Genomic DNA, 20,398 nt, shown 5'->3' on the forward strand with positions numbered 1-20,398 from the left:
ATTCTTATGAAAAAAGTAAAACGTATTCTGGCCGCTATTGGTGCAATTCTACTTTTTGGCATGTATGCCAGTACGCTCTTGTTCGCGCTGATTGACCATTCTGCCTCCAAAGGTATGTTAAAAGCGTCTATTGCCTGCACTATCATATTCCCAGTGCTTCTCTATGCTTACACGCTTGTCTATAAACTTACAAAAGACAATTCGGCAGATATCGAAGACGCTGAACAAACAGATGAATCTGCAGCCTCCGGCCACAACCAAAATTAAGAAGAGACAGGTCCTCCAATTCGACCTGTCTCAGCTTTTATTCTTATACATATAATTCTGCCAGAACCATTGCATGATCCTCTTTTGCAATTCCTCCCCATCTTTTGTTTTGCTCATTTTCTCTGACTTTTTTTCTTTTCGTAAGGTATTCCTCCATCGATATTACCTCTGGGTAGTTTTCTTCTCTTTTTTGTCGCATCGTAATACCTCCATTCTGTTATTCATACTCACGCCTTATTATTATATTGGTACTCATCCTAAAATATGCCTTCTTTTTACAATTTCAATTCTCTTTTATTCTATCTGATAAATGTGTCTGGGATGTGGATGAAACCTAAAATATTTATTAGAGATTTCTTAAGTGGGAATTTAGATGAGTTAGTTGGTAATTGGGTGTGTACGGCGAGAGGATGGATGGGATGGTTGCCATTGCGGAGTCCTTCGCTAAGAATCCATAACAGGAAAAGAAGCAGATATTTTGTGACCAGGCTAATTCACCCCGAAATCTTGATGATTTCGAGGCTCAGCAGCCTTCTCAGATTTGGCTTGAAGCCAAATCTTCGCACAAAATATCTGCTTCTTTTCCTGTAACGGATTCTAACGCTTGTCCAACGAACGGCAACCATCCCATCCATCTTCTCGCCTGACATCCCCCAAATCCGCAACTTCCTCATCCGGGAGAATTCCTGCACGTCATGCAGAGCGAACGATCATAGTAAAGATATTGTCAAAAAACTGGCAGAATAACTAACTGAATCTTCCATTGAAATAATGATGAATCGTATAAAAACATCGCTCCCCATTGCGCTTCACGCTAGGAATTCCCCCAGATGAGTTCATTCCGTGATTGAGAATGTCAGGCGCAAGGGAGTTGGATCGGTTGGTCTGTATCCGTTTATCCAAGCACTAGAATCCATAACAGAAAAAAGAACTGCAATTCCGTGTGAGAATTTGGTTACAGACCAAATTCGAAAGGACTGCTGAATCGAGAAATTATCCAAATTTCTCGGTGAATCAGTCCGGTCACGAAATTGCAGTTCTTTTTTCTGTTATGGATTCTCAGCGAAGGATACCAGATACAGACCAACCGATCCAACTCCCTTGCGCCGTGCACTCCTCAATCACAAAATTTACTCATCTAAATTCCTATCTATAGATGATATCTTCTCTTCCTGGTCCATTAGAAACCATTGTAATCGGATATCCTATCTGTTCTTCTACAAATTCGATATACTTACGGCAGTTTTCTGGCAGATCTTCATATTTCTTAATTCCACGGATATCGCATTTCCATCCTGGAAGTGTCTTTAAGACTGGTTTTGCCTTTTCCAATAAGTGTGTCGTTGGGAATTCTGTAGTCACTTCTCCGTTAATCTCATAACCAACACATACTGGAATCTCATCCAGATATCCCAAAACATCCAATACGGTAAACGCCACATCTGTTGTTCCTTGCATTCTGCATCCATACTTAGATGCCACACAGTCAAACCATCCCATTCTTCTTGGACGCCCAGTTGTTGCACCGAACTCTCCACCGTCACCGCCACGACGTCTCAGTTCATCTGCTTCTTCTCCAAAAATCTCACTTACAAAGGCACCTGCTCCTACAGCGCTTGAATATGCTTTACATACTGTAATCACCTTTTTAATCTCATATGGAGGAATTCCAGCGCCGATTGCACCATATGCAGCCAATGTAGAAGAAGATGTAACCATTGGATAGATTCCATGATCTGGATCTTTCAGGGATCCGAGCTGTCCTTCTAAAAGAATCTCTTTTCCTTCTTTTAACGCATTGTGAAGATAGAGAGAAGTATCACATACATATGGCTCTACCATCTTCTTGTATTCTTGTAATTCATTATAAAGATCGTCAGGATTGATTGTTGGTTTGTGGTACAGGTGCTTTAAGAGAACATTCTTCTGCTCTGCAACTCTTTTAACTTTCTCTTTCAACAACTCGTCATCAAAAAGTTCACTTACCTGGAAACCAATCTTTGCATATTTATCAGAATAAAATGGGGCAATTCCCGATTTGGTTGAACCGAAGGATTTTCCTCCCAATCTTTCCTCTTCATATGCATCAAAATTCTTATGATATGACATCACCATCTGGGCACGGTCAGACACAAGAATCTTCGGCATCGGAACATTTCTGTCAACAATAGACTGGATCTCTTTAAAAAGGACCGGAACATCTAATGCCACACCATTTCCTATAATACTGGTAGTATGACCATAGAATACGCCTGATGGCAAAGTATGCAATGCAAATTTTCCATAATCATTAATAATGGTATGTCCTGCATTAGCACCTCCCTGAAATCTTACGATAATATCTGCCTTCTCAGCAAGCATATCCGTAATCTTACCCTTTCCTTCATCTCCCCAGTTAGCACCAACTACTGCTTTAACCATATCAATTCCTCCTGCGTTATTAACATAACTTATCATTCTTATCAAGTATTCCTAATGGAACCACTTATGAATTATACTATATTTTCCCGCTTCTGTAAAATGCATTTTCAACGATTCTTCAATATTTTTCTTCACTTTTTACATCAGGGGCGCGACAAGACGAAGAACCTGCCCTGTAATTTTTGAAAATGTACTTCGATTCTTTACTTCTATCAATGTCACCTTATGACATTTTGTCAGGGTATGCTGGAAATCACGTTCGATTTTATCTATTTCTGAATTATTATAAATAAACGCACCACATTCAAAATGTAAATATAAACTCCGATAATCCAGGTTAATAGTTCCTACCGTTGCAGTGTCATCATCTGAGACGAACACTTTGGCATGAACAAACCCAGGAGTATACTCATAGATCTGCACGCCTCCTTCAATCAATTCTTTATAAAATGTCTGTGCAACCACAAATGCATACCATTTGTCTGGAATGTGAGGCATAATGATAATCACTTCTATTCCACTCTTTGCCGCACGCAAAAGTGTCGTTATCATCTCATTATCCAGGATCAGATAAGGGGTCATGATATGAACATATTTTTTTGCATGATTCAGAATATGAAAATATACCTCTTCTCCTACATTTTCATTGTCAAACGGACTGTCGGCATAAGGAATTACATATCCCATCTCACGATGAAGTCCCTTTCGCTTTGGCGTCAGATATTTTTCATATTCGTCTTTCCGACGTTCGTCCACATTCCACATCTGTAAAAATATCATGGTCAGGCTCTGTACGGCATCTCCTCTTAACATAATTGCAGTATCCTTCCAATGCCCAAACCTTACTTTTTTATTGATATATTCATCTCCAAGATTAATTCCACCAGTAAATCCTATCTTCCCATCAATCACACAGATTTTTCGATGATCCCTGTTGTTCTGTGTCGTTGATAAAAAAGGCTTTACTGCATTCACCATCTTACATTTGATTCCATATTTTTTTAAATAAGTCGGATAGTTATAAGGAAGCATGGAAATTGCGCACATGCCATCATACATGAACCGTACTTCAACACCCTCTTTCACTTTTTCCTTCAGAATATCCAGGATGGTTCCCCACATGTAACCTTCCTCTACAATAAAATATTCCATAAAGATATATTTTTTTGCTTTTTTTAATTCTGCAGTCAGATACTTGAACTTATACTCTCCAAGTGGAAAATACTTCACCTCTGTATTACGATAGGTAGGAAAGCCCAGCTGATTAGACAGATAATAAGACAACTGTGCATTAGCCGATTTGCTTGCCCAGATAGCCCCTAATGTATCCTGATCCTGCTGCATATATGGATCTGTCTCAATCTTCAATACCGCTAAACGATCCTGGAGAAATCTCGTTCCCACCTGCATTTGTACATAAATATAAAATACCGTTCCTATCAGAGGAAAAGTCAGCACACACAGTATCCACGTCATTTTAAAAGCCGGATTCCCTTTGGAATTAATAATGTACACTATAACAATGACTTCCAGAACCAGAATAATTCCATAGACATATGGCGCATACGCTTCTACCCGAAAAATAAATTCTACAAAAAACAGAATCTGCAATAAAAGTAAAAGCAGTATGATTCCTGTTCTGCTGAATATAATACGGAACAAACCTTTCTTTGCTGTACCTGCTGTCTGATTTTTACTCATAATTCTTGCTTTCTCCTTCTGCTGTCATTCGCATATGTTACAGTGTAACATACATTTATGAAATTTGTATTACAATATTATTTATATTTTATATTAATTTTAGAGGAAAATTGCCAAAAACTGTGGTATGATATATTCAATAACAGATTTGAAAGGAGTTATAACAATCATGAAAAACTGGGGCAAAAAATTATTAGGTCTGGCTGCTGTCAGCAGTGCCGCTGCAGGCCTTATATATTATTTAAAGAAAAAAGACATCAACGAGGATGATGAATTTGCCGATGATTTTGAAGATGAAGATTTTGATCTTGACAGTGATTTAAAACCGGTGACAGACCGTGAATATGTTTCTTTAAATCAATCTGATAAATCAGTCAAAGAAGAGACTGTTGAGACAGTCCCTGAAGATGAAGCTCCTGCTGAAGAAAAAGCTGAAGGTACTGATACAGAAGAATCAACGGAAGAAGCATAGATTGTAAAAAGAATACAATTAAAGTGCGTAAGTTACTGATAACAAGACTTACGCACTTTATTTTTATTTTAAGATACGATATACTAAACAAAAAGAAATCCAATACTAAGTTTAGGGGAATATTATGTTTAAAAACTATAAAATAAATTTATTAAAAATAATCATTCTGATGGTAGGACTGACGATTGCCCATCTGGGGGTCACTTTGTTCCTCCTTACAAATCTCGGTTCTGACCCCTATAATGTGCTGGTGCAGGGAGTCTATCGTACATTGTCTAATCTGACAGGATGGGAATTTTTAACTCACGGACGTGTCCATATCGCTCTTTGCTTCCTGATTATTCTGATTCTTCTGGCAACAGACAAAACCTATATTAAAATAGGCACCGTTCTCTGTATGATTTTTGGAGGACCTATTATAGATATGTTTACGCTCATCCTAAAACCAGTGGTATCAGAAAACAGTCCTCTTCCGTATAAGCTTATTATTCTCGCACTGGGATGTGTGATATTGGCTTACGGTATGACCATTGTAATCAAATCCGACGCAGGAACCGGTCCTAACGACCTGGTCGCCGTTGTAATCAGTGATAAGACAAAACGAAGTTTCGGAATCGTACGTGTCATAACAGATATTTCCTTTGTCCTTGCAGGATTCCTGTTGGGAGGTTCAGTTGGACTCGGAACTGTGATCTGTGCTGCCTGTGTAGGACCTGTAGCTAATATTTTCCTTCCAATTAATGAAAAACTTATTCAAAAGGTATATATACTATTTTTTCCAACAGCAATTTAATATCTGAACTGCCTCTCGAATCTGTTCCTCCGAAAGGTTCGCGTATCCTAACAATATGGTGGCATTTCCTTCATATTTTTCCTGAATACAATAATCCGAAAGCCCATAGACACGAATATCTTCCGCTTCTGCCCGTTGAATCAATTCTTCTTCTGACATTCCGTTATGGAAAGTCAGAAGAAGGTGAACCCCCGCATGTTCTCCTGATATCTTACAGATATCCATCATTGGACGTAATCCTTCAATTAGCAAATCATGTCTGCTCTTATACAATGCTCTTGTTTTATTCAGATGCCGTTCATAATACCCTTCCTCTATAAATTTCTGCACGATCATCTGATCCACCTTAGAAACGGTAGAATTAACAAACCGGCTCTTTTGATCATACACTTCCAGCAATGGCTTCGGAAGAACCATATAACTAAGACGGATAGCCGGAGCAATGGATTTGGAAAATGTTCCAAGATAGATAACCTTATCTTCACCATCATATCCCTGAAGTGCAGGAATCGGTTTCCCTTTATAACGGAATTCACTATCGTAATCATCTTCTATGATATATCTTCCTTCTTCCTGAGAAGCCCAGCGCAGAAGTTCCAGCCGTCGTTTGAGCGGCATGATAACTCCTGTAGGATATTGATGAGATGGTGTTACATAGGCAATGTCTGCCCCAGACTTTTCTAATTCAGATACTTTCATACCATTCTTATCCATTGATACCGGAGCCGTCTCATAAGACAGGCTTCTGACCATTCGGTATGCCTGTTTATAAGTGGGGTCTTCGAACGCAATTCGATGATGAATCCCTAATATCGTACTGAGCAGCATAAGAATATAGTCACTACCTGCTCCAATGATAATCTGATCCGGTGTGCAGTTAACTCCTCGCGCCTGATACAGATAATTGCAGATTGCATTGCGGAATCCATATTCTCCCTGTGAATCTCCCGCTCTGAATAATTCAGTTTTATCATCCATCAGAATATCTTTTGACAATCTTCTCCATGCATTATATGGGAAACTTCTCAAATCTACTCCATTGGGAGTAAAATCATATTTGTACTTCTTCTTTTCTTTATATACCTTTGCAGATGTAATCTTTCCTTTCTGAAGATGATATAACTCTTCAATCTGCGCCACAAAAAATCCCCGATAAGGTTCCGACTCAATATATCCTTCTGACAATAATTGCTCATAGGCAAGTTCCACCGTACTTCTGCTTATTTCCAGATGCTTTGCCAGTGCTCTGGTAGATGGCAACTTCTCTCCATATGCAATTTTTCCATTCTGAATATCCGACTTGATATAATTGTAGATTTGCTCATACAGAGGAATCTTTGAATGCGTTTTCAGGTTCATGGTTAATTCATTCATAAGGCAACTCCATCATCACCTGTCCTTATTTTGGCAATTTAAATGAGCTCTTTAAGGACACGATTCGGTTAAATACCAGGTCATCTGGTGTTGAGTCCTTGGAATCTATACAGAAATATCCATTTCTTACGAACTGGAAGCTGTCGCAGCCTTCTGCCTCTGCAAAGCTGTCTTCTACATAACAATTTTTGCGAACTTCAAGTGAATGCGGATTCAAGTTCAACGAACCGTCTTCTTTATTATAAACTCCCTTTTCTTCGTCAATCAAATTCTCATACAGACGAACTTCTGCCTGTTTTGCATATGGAGCAGCTACCCAGTGGATTGTTCCTTTTACTTTTCTTCCAGTAAATCCAGTTCCGCATTTCGTCTCCGGATCATAAGTACAATGTACCACGGTCACATTACCATCTGCATCCGTCTCAAAACTTTCACATTTTACAAAATATGCGTGCATCAGACGGACTTCATTTCCGGGGAAGAGACGGAAGTATTTCTTCGGAGGCTCGATCATAAAGTCATCACGCTCTATATACAGTTCGCGGCAAAACGGAACTTTACGTGCTCCAAGTTCCGGGTTCTCCATATTATTATCAACATCCAGATATTCCACTTCTCCCTCTGGATAATTATCAATCACAAGTTTGATTGGATCTAACACTGCCATCATACGAGGCTTCTTCAACTTAAGATCCTCACGAATACAGTATTCCAGCATTGCATAATCAACAGAGCTCTGACTCTTGGATACCCCGCACATCTCAACAAACATTTTGATGGATTCCGGAGTAAATCCTCTTCTTCTCAATGCTGCGATAGAGACCAGTCTTGGATCATCCCAACCATCTACAATACCATCCATAACCAATTTCTTAATATATCTCTTACCGGTTACCACATTCGTCAAATATAATTTGGAAAATTCAATCTGGCGCGGTGCAGGATCAAACTCGCATTCTCTTACTACCCAGTCATACAGCGGTCTGTGATCTTCGAATTCCAATGTACAGATAGAATGTGTAATCTTTTCCACAGCATCTTCAATCGGATGTGCAAAATCATACATTGGATAAATACACCATTTATCACCTGTATTGTGGTGAGTCATGTGTGCAACACGGTAGATGACCGGATCACGCATATTGATGTTCGGAGATGCCATATCAATCTTCGCACGAAGAACTCTCTCACCATCTTTACATTTTCCGTCTCTCATTTCTTCGAACAATCGCAGATTTTCTTCTACGGAGCGTTCACGATATGGACTATTCTTTCCTGGCTCTGTCAGTGTTCCACGATATTCGCGAATCTCTTCTGCAGTCAGATCGCAGACATATGCTTTTCCCTTCTTGATCAGCTTAATAGCACACTCATACATAACATCAAAATAATCGGAAGCAAAATACAGATGTTCCTTCCAATCTGCTCCCAGCCACTTTACATCTTCCTTGATAGACTCTACAAATTCCATATCTTCTTTCATTGGATTTGTATCATCAAATCGAAGATGAAAAGTTCCATTGTATTTCTGTGCTAATCCATAATTCAAAAGAATGGATTTCGCATGTCCAATATGCAGATATCCATTCGGTTCAGGCGGAAATCTTGTGCATACCTCTGTATAAACTCCTTCCGCCAGATCTTTATCTATTTCCTGTTCAATAAAATTTTTAGAAACTGTTTCTTCTCCCATGGGGCTCCTCCTTGTAGATACTTACATTATGCACATTATCTTATCATAAAAAATATGGTGAAACAAGGTAGATTCCACCGTTTTCAGCAGTTTACAGACGATTTTTCAACAATACGAGAGCATGGACAATGATCGCTGCATGATCAGCCGCCAGCGTTCCCATCTCTTTCACCTGGAATTTCTGTTCTCTTATTAACCCTGTCACTACTGTCTGTTCTACAAGCGCCGTTGTATCCAGATGACGGCTTTTGTTCCGGATCCGAAGTGTATACAGATTCTTCTCACAATCCCTTGTCCATTCTGTCTGAGTCATCTCCAGGCCTACCTCACACCATACTGCATCTGCCGCATCGTCTCCGGCTTGTACCTTTACATCTTTCTCATCAACCAAAGACATATATGCCGTAGTAATCACACGGGCACGAGGATCCCGATCATAATCTCCGTAAGTTGCAATCTGTTCCATCACAAGTCCCTTGACACCTGTCTCCTCTTCCAGTTCTCTTCTGGCTGTGTCATCCAGATCTTCCTTTATATTGATAAATCCTCCCGGCAATGCCCAATAACCAATACTTGGATGATTACTTCGCTTAACCAGCAGAAGTTTCAACCCTTCCAGACCTTTCTCTAATTTTCCCGAGTGCGCAAATATGACTGCATCTGTAGTACAGCTCGGTGTCTGATAACGATATGGATCGTATTCTTCCAAAAATTCTTCCAACGTTTTTCCATCCGCATTTTTCTCGCCCGTTCCCTGAAATTTTGACAAGTCACTTAAAAATGATGGCATCTCTATCTCCTCCTTTTACTTCTGATATATGAATCATGCTACTTTTTTCGGCATCCATCTTCCCTTCCATGCATAGAGCAAAATCAATATCATACCAACCATCCAAGACAATGGATACACAACCATAACATAAGAAAATTGATGTGCAATTGACAAAGCCGCTGTAATCCAAATGACACGGAACACACATAGTGAAAACAGAATCACTAACATAGGTTCCAGCGTATGACCTGTCCCTCGGATAGTCCCGGACAATACATGGAGAATTGCCAAAGACCAGTAAAACGGACAGAAAAACTTCATAATATAAACTCCATATGTCACAACTTCCTGGTTGTCTGTAAAGACGCCTATTACCTGTGGTGCAAAAATCAGCAGAAGAATTCCTGTCGCTATCGTATAGATAATTCCCATCGCCAGAGAAACATACATTCCTCTCTTCACCCGATCATATTTTCCCGCTCCAATATTCTGACCAGTAAATGTTGTTGCCGCCGTGCTAAAGCTCATAACCGGAAGAATATTAAATCCGTCTATTTTAATGTAAGCCGCAAATCCAGCCATCGCAGCCGCACCAAAACTATTTACACTGGACTGAACAAGCACGTTTGAAAATGAAATCACGACATGCTGAATTCCTGTTGGAAGTCCAATCTTAATAATCTTAGATGGCATCCGCTCATAAAATCGGATTTCTCTCAGGCGCACACGATATATTTCCTGACTCCTCGTTAAAAACAAAAGAATAAAAATACAAGAAAGCAGCTGACTGATGTCGGTCGCCAAGGCCGCACCGACAATTCCCATTTTTAAGACCACGACCAGTAAAAGATCCAGAAATATATTGGATACAGCAGCAATCATTAAGTAGATCAATGACCGTCTGGAATTGCCTACTGCATTTAAGATTCCTGCTGACATATTATAGATAACAGAGAAAAAAATCCCTCCAAAGTATACTTGTAGATATGTCACTGCCTGTCCAAATACTTCTTCTGGCGTCCCCATCGCTCTTAACAAAAATGGAACCAAAAGAATCCCCACTACTGTCATGACAACACCTGCTGCAATCGCAATTGCAAGCGTTGTATGTACTGCTTTTCTGACGCCCTCTTTATCCTGCGCACCAAAAAACTGTGCAATGACTACTCCCGCCCCCGCGGACGCTCCTACACAGAATCCAATCAACAGATTAATGATACTTCCACTTGATCCTACCGCCGCAAGTGCTTCACTTCCAATATAATTCCCCACAATGATAGAGTCCACTGTATTATATAACTGCTGAAATAAATTTCCCAAGATCAGCGGTATAGAATACATCAGAAGCTTCTTCCATATAGATCCTTCTGTCATAATTGTTGTTTTCTTCATTTTCTGTTCCCTCTTTTCCACATACCAAAGAAAACCCTTGATATCAATCAAGGGTTTTCTGTAAGCTGCCTAGCGGAATCGAACCGCCGACCTCCGCCTTACCAAGGCGACGCTCTACCGACTGAGCCAAGGCAGCACGCATATCATATATGCAACATTGATACTATACAATATTAATCCTCAGTTTGTCAATAAAAATTTCAGTGATTTTCTCCCTTTTCTTTTTCCAAAATCCTTTCTGTCTTACTTTTAATCCGCTGCAGTGCATTATCAACTGTCTTAGGGCTTTTATCCAATAGTCGAGCGATCGTCTTATAATCGGTTCCCAGAAGATGTAGATATAATACTCTGTTTTCCAGGTCACTGAGCGATTCCTCCAGCTTACTTTCCAGCAATTCTGCATATTCACGATTCACCAGTAATTCTTCCGGATTGCTTTCACCGCCCGCTTCCATTGTCTCCAAAAGAGTGACCTGCTCATCCGTCTTCTCATATAAGGAAATATAGCTATTTAACGGACTATGTTTTTTTCTCTTAGACGCTTCGATTGCTGAATACATCTGGCGTGTAATACAAAGTCTTGCAAAACTGAAAAAAGATGCCTCCTGTGTCACATCATAATCCTGTACTGCTTTAAACAGCCCGATCATCCCCTCCTGGATCAGATCATCATTCTCTCCTCCCAGAAGATACATGGCATTGGCTTCTTTTCGCACCAGATTCTTATATTTCTCCATAATATAATCGATAATACTCTTATCTCCTTCTCGGAGTCTTCGGATCAACTGTTCGTCCGACATCTTCTCATAACTTGCCATATACCCACCATTATGAACCACTTTCTTTTATTGCATCCGTTGTCTCACAATCTCATAGGCCAGTACACCTGCAGCAACAGATGCATTCAGAGAATCTATAACGCCTTTCATAGGAATACTTGCCACAAAATCGCAATTTTCTTTTACCAGGCGGCTGACACCATCTCCTTCATTGCCAATGACCAATCCGACAGGTCCCTTCAGATTCAGATCATACATCATCTTGCCGCCCATATCGGCACACACGAACCAAAGACCCTTTTCTTTTAATTCTTCCATCGTCTTTGTAAGATTCGTTACTTTTGCAACCGGTGTATAATTCAAGGCTCCCGCAGAAGTCTTTGCCACTGTAGCAGTAAGCCCCACTGCCCTTCTCTTAGGAATGATTACTCCATGTGCACCTGCCAGATTGGCAGTACGAATAATCGCTCCAAGATTATGCGGATCTTCAATATTATCAAGAAGAATCAGGAAAGGATCTTCGCCCTTTTCCTCTGCCAGCTTCAACATGTCTTCTACTTCTGAATACTCATATGCTGCTGCACAGGCAATCACACCCTGGTGTTTTCCTGTTACAGATAACTGAGACAACCGTTCTTTTTCTACGAAATGAATAATTGTATCATGCTTTCTTGCCTCTCTGACAATGGTCCGCACCGGACCGTCCTGGCATCCGTCCAATACATATAACTTGTCAATTGGCTTACCAGACCGAAATGCCTCCAGAACTGCATTACGTCCTTCTATCATATTTTCATTCACTTTTTTTTCGTTATTCATATATGCTCCCTATACGCTTTCTAGACTATCTAATCCTATTTTAACCAGATCCAGCATTCTTTTCCACTCTTTTTTTAGATACAGATATCCCATCAATGCCTCAAAGCCTGTTGCCCTTCGATAATCAGTAATCGACTGATTCTTGGCAGGAGATACACTTTTTGCATTTCTCCCGCGCTTAAATACTGCATGTTCTTCTTCTGTCAGATGCTCCTGAATCGTACGCATCATCTTCGACTGGGCAGATGCCTGTACCATAGAACTGGTCTCACGATGAAGCTTTTGCACCTGCTTATTTCCCTCATTGATCACCAGTGACTTGATGATCAGATCATAAATACTGTCCCCGATATACGCCAAAGTAAGAGGTGAATATTCTTTTATATCCACCTCTTTCATCTGGAATAATTCCTGCATATAGGAGTCAAACTGCCATTCTACGCTCTTTTCCATTGCACTCCTTCACGGGTATCTTTTAAGATGATTCCCTTTGCCAATAATTCATCTCTGATTGCATCTGCTCTTGCAAAATCCTTTGCCTTACGTGCGGCCTGACGTTCTTCGATCAGTTTTTCAATCTCTTCATCCAGGATATCTTCCTTCTTATCCACGATCAGACCAAGAACATCTGTAAGTTTTACCAGAAGATCGAACAGATTCTTCAGATACTCTTTGGAACTGTCAGCATTTGCTGTCGTATTGATGTATTTAACCAGATCAAAGACTGCTGCCACTGCATCTGCTGTATTGAAGTCATCATCCATTGCCTCTTCGAACTTCTGGGTAAATTCTCCTGCCTTTGTAAATGCTTCTTTTTCCTCTTCAGTCATCACTTCTGCCTTCGCATTGCCTATTAAAAACTTCAGGTTATCTGCTGCATTGACAATACGCTCCAGACCATTTTTAGAAGCTTCCATCAGATCTGCACTAAAGTTCAATGGACTTCTGTAATGTGCACTCAACATAAAGAAACGAAGTACCTGCAGATCATACTGCTCGCTGATCTCACGGACAGTCCGGAAGTTTCCAAGGGATTTACTCATCTTACGATTATCAATATTTAAAAATGCATTGTGCATCCAATATTTTGCAAATTCCTTTCCATTGGCGGCCTCACTCTGCGCAATCTCATTTTCATGATGCGGGAAGATCAGATCCTCTCCACCTGCATGAATGTCAATCTGTTCACCAAGATATTTCTTAGACATCTCAGAGCACTCAATATGCCAACCCGGACGTCCGTCACACCATGGAGACTGCCAAGCAGGCTCGCCTTCCTTTTTCGGTTTCCAGAGTACGAAATCCAATGGATCTTCCTTCTCATCTTCTCCAGTAACCAGAAGAGAACGTTCGCCGGAGCGGAGATCGTCCAGATTCTTGTGAGAAAGCTTTCCATAATCTTTGAACTTTCTGGTGCGGTAATATACAGTACCATTTTTCTCATAAGCATATCCTTTATCGATCAGTGTCTGGATCATATCTACCATACCACAGATTTCTTCTGTTGCCAGTGGATTCTTGGTCGCCGGCTTGATATTCATACCTTCCATATCTTTCTTGCACTCTGCAATGTAACGTTTGGAAATCTCATCTGAAGAAACCCCTTCTTCAATAGCTTTCTTAATGATCTTATCATCTACATCGGTAAAGTTAGATACATAGTTCACATCGTATCCTTTGTATTCAAAATAACGTCTGACCGTGTCAAATACGATCATCGGTCTTGCATTTCCGATATGGATAAAATTGTATACGGTAGGACCGCACACATACATCTTGACCTTTCCCTCTTCCAAAGGTACAAATTCTTCTTTTGTTCTTGATAATGTATTAAAAATCTTCATATTACGCTTTCTCCTCTTCTATAATCTCTATGTTCTCATCTCTCATACATTTCATACGTTTTTCCATCTCCTGAATCTGCTTATGCATTCTGAGATTGTCTGCCTGCAGTTCCCGGATATCATTACTGATCGGGTCTGGAAGATGTACCTGATCCATATCCAGTCTCGGGATTCTCTCATCCCCCATCTTGACCACTCTTCCCGGGACTCCGACAACCGTACAGTTCGGCGGCACTTCTTTTAACACAACGCTTCCTGCCCCGATCTTGGAATTCTCTCCAATGGTAAATGAACCAAGTACTTTGGCGCCGGCGCTTACCATAACATTATCCTTAAGCGTAGGATGACGCTTGCCTTGCTCCTTACCAGTACCGCCCAGAGTCACCCCCTGGTACAATGTAATGTTATCTCCAAGCTCTGCAGTCTCTCCAATGATCACCCCGCTTCCATGGTCAATAAACAGACCTTTTCCAATAGTCGCGCCCGGATGAATCTCAATTCCCGTCTTTCTGGCAGCCCTCTGGGATACCCATCTAGCCAGAAAATAATGCTTCTTCAGATACAGCTTATGTGCCACACGATAATGCAGGATTGCCTTAAAACTGGAATATAAGAACACCTCCATATTTGACTTGATTGCCGGGTCACGCTCCCGGATCACTTGAATCTCTTCTTTGACATACGATATCATACCCATAAAAATTTCTCCTTTTTTGCAGAGTTCATCACTAATAAAATGAGCTTATCTGGAAGATACTTCTCTGAAATGTATTTCTCAGAATAATAGCTCTATCAAAATAAAAAAACTTCGTCTCTTATCAAATCTAAGAGACGAAGCAACTCCGCGGTTCCACTCTTTTAGAGGATAACTTCCACTTACAGGATCTGTCACCAAAAGACATTCTCTGATTACGTAAAACCAAAGCACACCTTAACAGATCACGGAATCTTCCTCCACCTTGATACACGTAACGTGTGTAATTCCGTATCCGGCTACTTCCATTCATCAGCCACTCCCATGACCCAACCTTTCACCGAATCAACTCCCGGAGGCACTTCACAGCCGCTTCCCTCGAAACTGCTTTCAGCCGGTGACAGTTTCTCTCTGATAGTTCCACAATCTGCTACTCTTTCCGTTCATCGTTTTTCTCGTATAGGATATATAATATGTGAAAACGCAAAAAATGTCAATCGGGTACAGGACATTTTTCATTTTGGGACACCACATTTTTCAATTGGGGACGTAGTACTTTTGCAAAGTACTACGTCCCCAATTGAACTTCTACCTTGAACAGATCTGCCTCTGTTTCTATTTTCAACTTTCCTTTCTGCAGTTCTGTAAAGCTTTTTGCTATCGCCAGTCCAAGCCCTGAACCTTCGGTATTTCTTGCGGTATCGCCTCGAACGAAGCGTTCGGTAAGTTCTTCGGGATTGAAGTTTAGTTCTGTTGCGGAGACATTTTTCATCCGAATCCGTACTTTTTCTTTTTCTTTTGTGATTTCAACGTATACTCTAGTATACGGCATTGCGTATTTTACGATGTTGACCAGGAGGTTTTCGAAGATTCGATAGGTCTTCTGGCTGTCGAGTGGGAGAATTACTTTTTCTTCTGGGTAAGTGCAGCGGAATTCCAGGTTTGCTGCCTTAATCTTATCTTCCAGCTCGAATTTGACTTGTTTAAACAGGTTGACTACATCTACATCTATAATATTGAGTGTAACGTTTTTGCTGCTTGCCTTGCTGATTTCAAACAAATCTTCTATGAGCACCTTTAGCCGCAGGGATTTACGTTCGAGAACATCAATGTATTCTTTTTTCTTTTCTTCATCTTTTTCATTTTTCAAAAGATCAACATATGTAATGATTGCTGTCAGCGGGGTCTTCAGATCATGTGATACATTGGTAATAAGTTCTGTCTTCATGCGTTGACTTTTGACTTCTTCGTCCACTGCCTTTTTAAATCCATTTTGAATCTTTTCAATTTCTGGTTTAAATGGCTGAAACACGCCCAGATCTTCGGTAATTTTGACATCCAGGTTCCCTTTAGCGATTTCACCGGTTGCTTTTAGAAGTACCGCGTATTTTTCCTGCAGATCATTATAGTATTTGCGAAGAATCAAGAATAAGACGACAGAATATACAACCAGTGCCATAATACCAAAGAACCAGAGGGAACATGTGATGGCAAGTATAAGAAAATTCACCCCAACAATTTTCAGGATTGTTTTATTACTTTTTTCACGGAAGTCAATATCTGTCAATGAGTGGTAGCATTTCTGAAGTCCGTTTTTTCCTTTGGTCATAAGGAGCTGCCATATCTGTCTGATATATTTCCATGAAGAACCTGTGAGTGTCTCTTCTTTCAGGTAACGTCGGATTCCCATTGTGTAAATATGGCGCACGCAGGACGCCGTCCAATAGACAATGGCAAACACCAGAATCCAGACTGTAAAATCAAAGAAATCTGCAATTCCATTATTTCTCTGAAAGAGCCATCCACAATGGTTAAATATGACCGCAAGCATTATCCAGAAGATGATCACCACAGCTTCCAGCGGTGCATGAAAGATTTTTTCTTCTCCTGTTTTCAACGATGGAAATACCGGATAGAGCATCGCCAGTGCAGCTACTATGATCATCAGGATCACAATAAAATTATTTGCACTCTCTGGAGCATGGGTTCCCACATAAAAGTAGTGTTCAAAATATGTCTGGAGATTCTCTTCTGTCATTGCAAATATATAAGTGCGATCCTTTGGAGTCTGAAACATCCCCTGTGTGTCTGTCTCATAATAATCATCATCCCATTCCGGATTATCTTCTTGAAATCGATTCAGCACTTCCCTCAACTCGGTAATCTGTTCAGCCTGATAATCACTTTTTTCGATCTTGACGCTTGGCGTACCATTTTCATCATATGTGATGACCATTCCCAGTGCAAATGCATCCATATTCTTCTCTGATAGAGATTGTTTGGACTCCACTTTACTCTTGGCCACAACTTTTCCATCTTCATCTTTGACCTGATAATCCAGATAAGGATAGAAAGAATCAAATTCTTCTTTTACGTCCGACATGTACTCTTCCAGAAATTCATTAAATCCATCAGAATCTGCTTCTTCTCTTGTACTTTCCGTATTGTACAAAATATACGACGCCTCAATAAACTGCTCCAGGAAATCTTCTGAAGTAAGCTCTTCTCGTCTGTCCTGCTCAATGGCTTTATTTTCTTCCTGATACCATTGATGATATTGTGTCATTACTGATAGCGATGCTGTCATAATAGTCAGCAGTATCAATACGACTGCCAATTTATGCCTGTTTTTCAATTTTGTATCCAACACCCCACACCACCTTCAAATATTTTGGTTCCTTTGGATTGATTTCTATTTTTTCACGAATATTCCTCACATGGACCATAATGGTATCTGTATTTACTGCCCGTTCATTCCACACGCGTTCATAGATCTCTTCTGCGGAAAAGATTCTGCCCGGGTTCTTCATCAAAAGTAACAAGATCTTATATTCTGTCGGGGTTAATTTTACAGGTTCACCATCTACAGAAGCTTCCATCGTATCTTCATTAAGCTCTAGTCCTCCGATTATATAGATATTCTCCATCTTCTCTTTCTGATCCAGTTTTTCCATAAATCTACGGTAACGCCGAAGCTGTGAATTAACTCTTGCCAGTAATTCCATTGGCGTAAATGGTTTTGTTATGTAATCATCCGCCCCCATATTAAGCCCCATGATCTTATCCACTTCTTCTGATTTTGCTGATAAAAATATCACAGGAAAATCATATTTTTCCCTTAACTTTATAGTCATCTGAATTCCGTCCATTCGCGGCATCATCACATCCACGATTGCCAGATGAATCTCTTGGGATTCAATCACTTTCAGACCCTCCAATCCATCTGCTGCCTGATACACCTCATATCCCTGACTTTTTAAATATATTTCCACACCTTCACGGATTTCTTTGTCATCTTCTACGATTAACACATGATTCATTTTCATTCCGATGATTCCTTTCCTTCCTTCTACATATGAAGAAGAATATTCTCAGGAGGATGTTTCCCCGCCAATCATTATACTACACTCCCGTTCACAGGGATATACCCGGATTCTCGGAGGACAATGGCAGGATACGATTCCATAATTATCGAACCGCACTGTAATCCTGGAAAATGGCAATGGAATGTGATAATGATCCCATCGTCTGTTCAGAGAAATTTTATGTGAATAGGAAATCGTGACTCCAGTCAACTCCGTCTGACTCTTCTCAGACAAAAAATAGGTCAGTTTCTTCGGGATATGTCTAGGCCCTAATGGACCGTCCATGGCAATTGCCACACTTCTTTTTGCTTCTTTCAAGGCTTTCAACAGATCTTTCAAGGTACCGGCATTGCAGAAACCATATCCTACTCTGACCGCTTCTCCTCCACAACGCTCCAGAAGATTCTGAATATATTCTCCACGTTCATCTGCAGTTACCAGAACAGATACGTCTGCACATTCTTTTGTGACTGCCTGGAGTACCAGATTCATAGCAAAGCTGTCCTCATGCCAGAATCCCACGATATTATGTCCAGAAAACATCTCTGGCTGCTGCCATTCTATGCATACTGTTTTTTCAAGAAGCTTTAAATAAATGTAAAACAGACGACATAACATCTTTCTTTTCATAAGCTTCATGTCCATATTCTTCCGCCCTCCTTCTCTCTTCTAAAATCATACGATAATCTTCTTCTGCCTCTGCCGCGATATAAGCCATCTGATAATTCTGTGCCATCCCAAGCGCATTTGCACCAAATCTGCATCTCTTCTCGTGATCCATCATCAGTTCTTCCGCCTTTGCAGCAAATATATCTTCCGACTCCGCTGTAAGATAACCATTCTTTGCATCTTTTACAATATCATTGACTCCACAGGCTGACACAGCAGCCACTGGCAGCCCTGCAGCCATCGCTTCCGCAAGTACAATTCCCTGGGTCTCTGACTGGGAAGCAAACAAAAACACATCACTTGCAAACAGATAATTTTTCACTTTCTGATTCGGTACTTCTCCGACAAATCTCACCACCCCTTCGATACCGAGCTCTTTTGCATATAGTTCCAGTGCCGGTCGTTCTGCTCCATCACCAATTACCATTACGCTGAATCCATCCCCCACACGTCGCCGAAGACATTGAATACTTCGCAGAAGAAAATAAAGATTCTTTTCCTTCTCCAATCTTGACACCGTACAGAACAAACAGCGTTTATCCCCCAGATATGTTCTTTTGATTTCATCGGATACTTTCTCATCTTTCACATAAGAACCGTCATCCAGACCCGTCGGAAGAATCCGGACAGGTGTTGAAATTTCTTGTCGTAAGATAGAATCTCTCATACCGGCAGAAGGCGCCAGCACAAGGTCACATTTGTTCATAAATGATGCCATATACCTGGGAAGCCATTTTCTGCTTTGCTCCAGACATTTTTCCACAGCTGTCCACTCTCGCTTTCCTGAAAACACATTGATGTAATGCAGATATTCCTCATATCTCGTATGATATGTATAGATCAGAGGCAATTGATATCTGCGGCTTAGAGCCACTGCCACATTTCCGATCAACATTGGATGATGCACATGAATCAGATCAAATTTTCTTTTTGCAAATGCTTCCCTTATTCTTGGATCCGTTACATCAGGGATAACCATTCCATTTTCAAATTTTCTTCGGCAAGACCGGTAACGCACTACATCTTCTTGTTCTTCTACTCTCTGGTCTCCTGTCTCTTCATTCTCCAGTTCTCGGTACTCTGGTGCAAATACACAGACTTCATGTCCCCTTTCACGCAGCCCGCATGTCAATCGTTCCACGGACACAGGAACACCTCCCACAAAGGGTTTATAATTGTTTGTCATCATTGCAATCTTCATATCCTTCTCCCCTTCTTATCATCGGTACTGTAAAGTTTTACAGTCCTATTTTTCTTTAAAACCTTATATTTTCAAGGACTTCACCACTTTTTGCATATAAAAAAGCAATGACCCCCTTTTTCGTGTATAATGTAGGCTACCA

General features: G+C 40.5%; 19 protein-coding genes, 1 tRNA gene and 1 other annotated feature. Of the genes, 3 read left to right on the top strand and 17 right to left on the bottom strand.

The features are described from left to right. Nucleotides 1-6 precede the first annotated feature (6 nt). The gene (locus tag ABE613_RS13815; RefSeq protein WP_347376683.1) at nt 7-267 is read left to right on the top strand and encodes a hypothetical protein; all 261 of its coding nucleotides are present in this window, start codon (nt 7-9) and stop codon (nt 265-267) included. A 43-nt stretch (nt 268-310) separates the two neighbouring features. Here ABE613_RS13815 and ABE613_RS13820 read toward each other — a convergent pair whose 3' ends face one another. The 3 genes from ABE613_RS13820 to cls form a co-directional block, all read right to left on the bottom strand. Beyond that, nucleotides 311-466 carry a hypothetical protein gene (locus ABE613_RS13820; RefSeq protein WP_235234161.1) on the bottom strand — a complete coding sequence of 52 codons (156 nt, stop codon included), beginning with the start codon at nt 464-466 and terminating at the stop codon, nt 311-313. A 947-nt stretch (nt 467-1,413) separates the two neighbouring features. Continuing rightward, complete coding sequence (locus tag ABE613_RS13825) at nt 1,414-2,688, bottom strand: adenylosuccinate synthase (protein WP_235234024.1); 1,275 nt, start codon at nt 2,686-2,688, stop codon at nt 1,414-1,416. Nucleotides 2,689-2,826: 138 nt separating this feature from the next. Next, nucleotides 2,827-4,389 (bottom strand): cardiolipin synthase, encoded by a 1,563-nt coding sequence (cls, locus tag ABE613_RS13830; RefSeq protein ID WP_235234023.1) that lies wholly within the window; start codon nt 4,387-4,389, stop codon nt 2,827-2,829. A gap of 169 nt (nt 4,390-4,558) precedes the next feature. Here cls and ABE613_RS13835 point away from each other — a divergent pair, with 169 nt between their 5' ends. After that, nucleotides 4,559-4,861: a hypothetical protein gene (locus ABE613_RS13835; RefSeq protein ID WP_235234022.1), complete on the top strand. Its 303-nt coding sequence runs from the start codon at nt 4,559-4,561 to the stop codon at nt 4,859-4,861. Between the two features lie 124 nt (nt 4,862-4,985). Beyond that, the gene (locus ABE613_RS13840; RefSeq protein WP_347376685.1) at nt 4,986-5,654 is read left to right on the top strand and encodes a YczE/YyaS/YitT family protein; all 669 of its coding nucleotides are present in this window, start codon (nt 4,986-4,988) and stop codon (nt 5,652-5,654) included. Here ABE613_RS13840 and pdxR read toward each other — a convergent pair. The 14 genes from pdxR to ABE613_RS13910 form a co-directional block, all read right to left on the bottom strand. After that, on the bottom strand, nt 5,631-7,028 hold the full coding sequence (gene pdxR, locus ABE613_RS13845) for a MocR-like pyridoxine biosynthesis transcription factor PdxR (protein WP_347376686.1): 1,398 nt from the start codon (nt 7,026-7,028) through the stop codon (nt 5,631-5,633). The two genes, ABE613_RS13840 and pdxR, sit on opposite strands and share 24 nt — an antisense overlap. Before the next feature lie 25 nt (nt 7,029-7,053). Further along, entirely contained in the window at nt 7,054-8,721 is a 1,668-nt protein-coding gene (locus ABE613_RS13850; protein ID WP_347376687.1) for a glutamine--tRNA ligase/YqeY domain fusion protein, read from the bottom strand. Nucleotides 8,722-8,812: 91 nt separating this feature from the next. Further along, the gene (locus ABE613_RS13855; protein WP_347376688.1) at nt 8,813-9,511 is read right to left on the bottom strand and encodes an NUDIX domain-containing protein; all 699 of its coding nucleotides are present in this window, start codon (nt 9,509-9,511) and stop codon (nt 8,813-8,815) included. Nucleotides 9,512-9,544: 33 nt separating this feature from the next. Beyond that, on the bottom strand, nt 9,545-10,885 hold the full coding sequence (locus tag ABE613_RS13860; RefSeq protein ID WP_347376689.1) for an MATE family efflux transporter: 1,341 nt from the start codon (nt 10,883-10,885) through the stop codon (nt 9,545-9,547). 63 nt (nt 10,886-10,948) lie between these two features. Continuing rightward, nucleotides 10,949-11,021 (bottom strand) — tRNA-Thr (locus tag ABE613_RS13865). A 64-nt stretch (nt 11,022-11,085) separates the two neighbouring features. Continuing rightward, complete coding sequence (gene sigH, locus ABE613_RS13870) at nt 11,086-11,703, bottom strand: RNA polymerase sporulation sigma factor SigH (protein WP_347376690.1); 618 nt, start codon at nt 11,701-11,703, stop codon at nt 11,086-11,088. 27 nt (nt 11,704-11,730) lie between these two features. Beyond that, the gene (gene rlmB / locus ABE613_RS13875) at nt 11,731-12,483 is read right to left on the bottom strand and encodes a 23S rRNA (guanosine(2251)-2'-O)-methyltransferase RlmB (protein WP_347376691.1); all 753 of its coding nucleotides are present in this window, start codon (nt 12,481-12,483) and stop codon (nt 11,731-11,733) included. A gap of 9 nt (nt 12,484-12,492) precedes the next feature. Next, entirely contained in the window at nt 12,493-12,936 is a 444-nt protein-coding gene (locus ABE613_RS13880; RefSeq protein ID WP_235234012.1) for a Mini-ribonuclease 3, read from the bottom strand. Next, nucleotides 12,921-14,327: a cysteine--tRNA ligase gene (gene cysS, locus ABE613_RS13885; protein ID WP_235234011.1), complete on the bottom strand. Its 1,407-nt coding sequence runs from the start codon at nt 14,325-14,327 to the stop codon at nt 12,921-12,923. Before cysS ends, ABE613_RS13880 begins: the two co-directional genes overlap by 16 nt. Before the next feature lies 1 nt (nt 14,328). Next, nucleotides 14,329-15,024 (bottom strand): serine O-acetyltransferase EpsC, encoded by a 696-nt coding sequence (gene epsC, locus ABE613_RS13890; RefSeq protein ID WP_235234010.1) that lies wholly within the window; start codon nt 15,022-15,024, stop codon nt 14,329-14,331. 127 nt (nt 15,025-15,151) lie between these two features. Then, nucleotides 15,152-15,477 (bottom strand) — a binding site (T-box leader). Nucleotides 15,478-15,589: 112 nt separating this feature from the next. After that, nucleotides 15,590-17,668 carry a sensor histidine kinase gene (locus ABE613_RS13895; RefSeq protein ID WP_510182366.1) on the bottom strand — a complete coding sequence of 693 codons (2,079 nt, stop codon included), beginning with the start codon at nt 17,666-17,668 and terminating at the stop codon, nt 15,590-15,592. After that, nucleotides 17,640-18,347, bottom strand: a complete 708-nt coding sequence (locus ABE613_RS13900) for a response regulator transcription factor (protein ID WP_235234009.1) — start codon at nt 18,345-18,347, stop codon at nt 17,640-17,642. Before ABE613_RS13900 ends, ABE613_RS13895 begins: the two co-directional genes overlap by 29 nt. A 45-nt stretch (nt 18,348-18,392) precedes the next feature. Then, entirely contained in the window at nt 18,393-19,031 is a 639-nt protein-coding gene (locus tag ABE613_RS13905; protein WP_235234008.1) for a DUF374 domain-containing protein, read from the bottom strand. Then, nucleotides 18,964-20,256: a glycosyltransferase gene (locus ABE613_RS13910; protein ID WP_347376693.1), complete on the bottom strand. Its 1,293-nt coding sequence runs from the start codon at nt 20,254-20,256 to the stop codon at nt 18,964-18,966. Before ABE613_RS13910 ends, ABE613_RS13905 begins: the two co-directional genes overlap by 68 nt. Nucleotides 20,257-20,398: the final 142 nt, after the last annotated feature.

Source organism: Dorea chungnamensis (assembly GCF_039832125.1).
In the GTDB taxonomy this organism is placed as follows: domain Bacteria; phylum Bacillota; class Clostridia; order Lachnospirales; family Lachnospiraceae; genus JAFBIX01.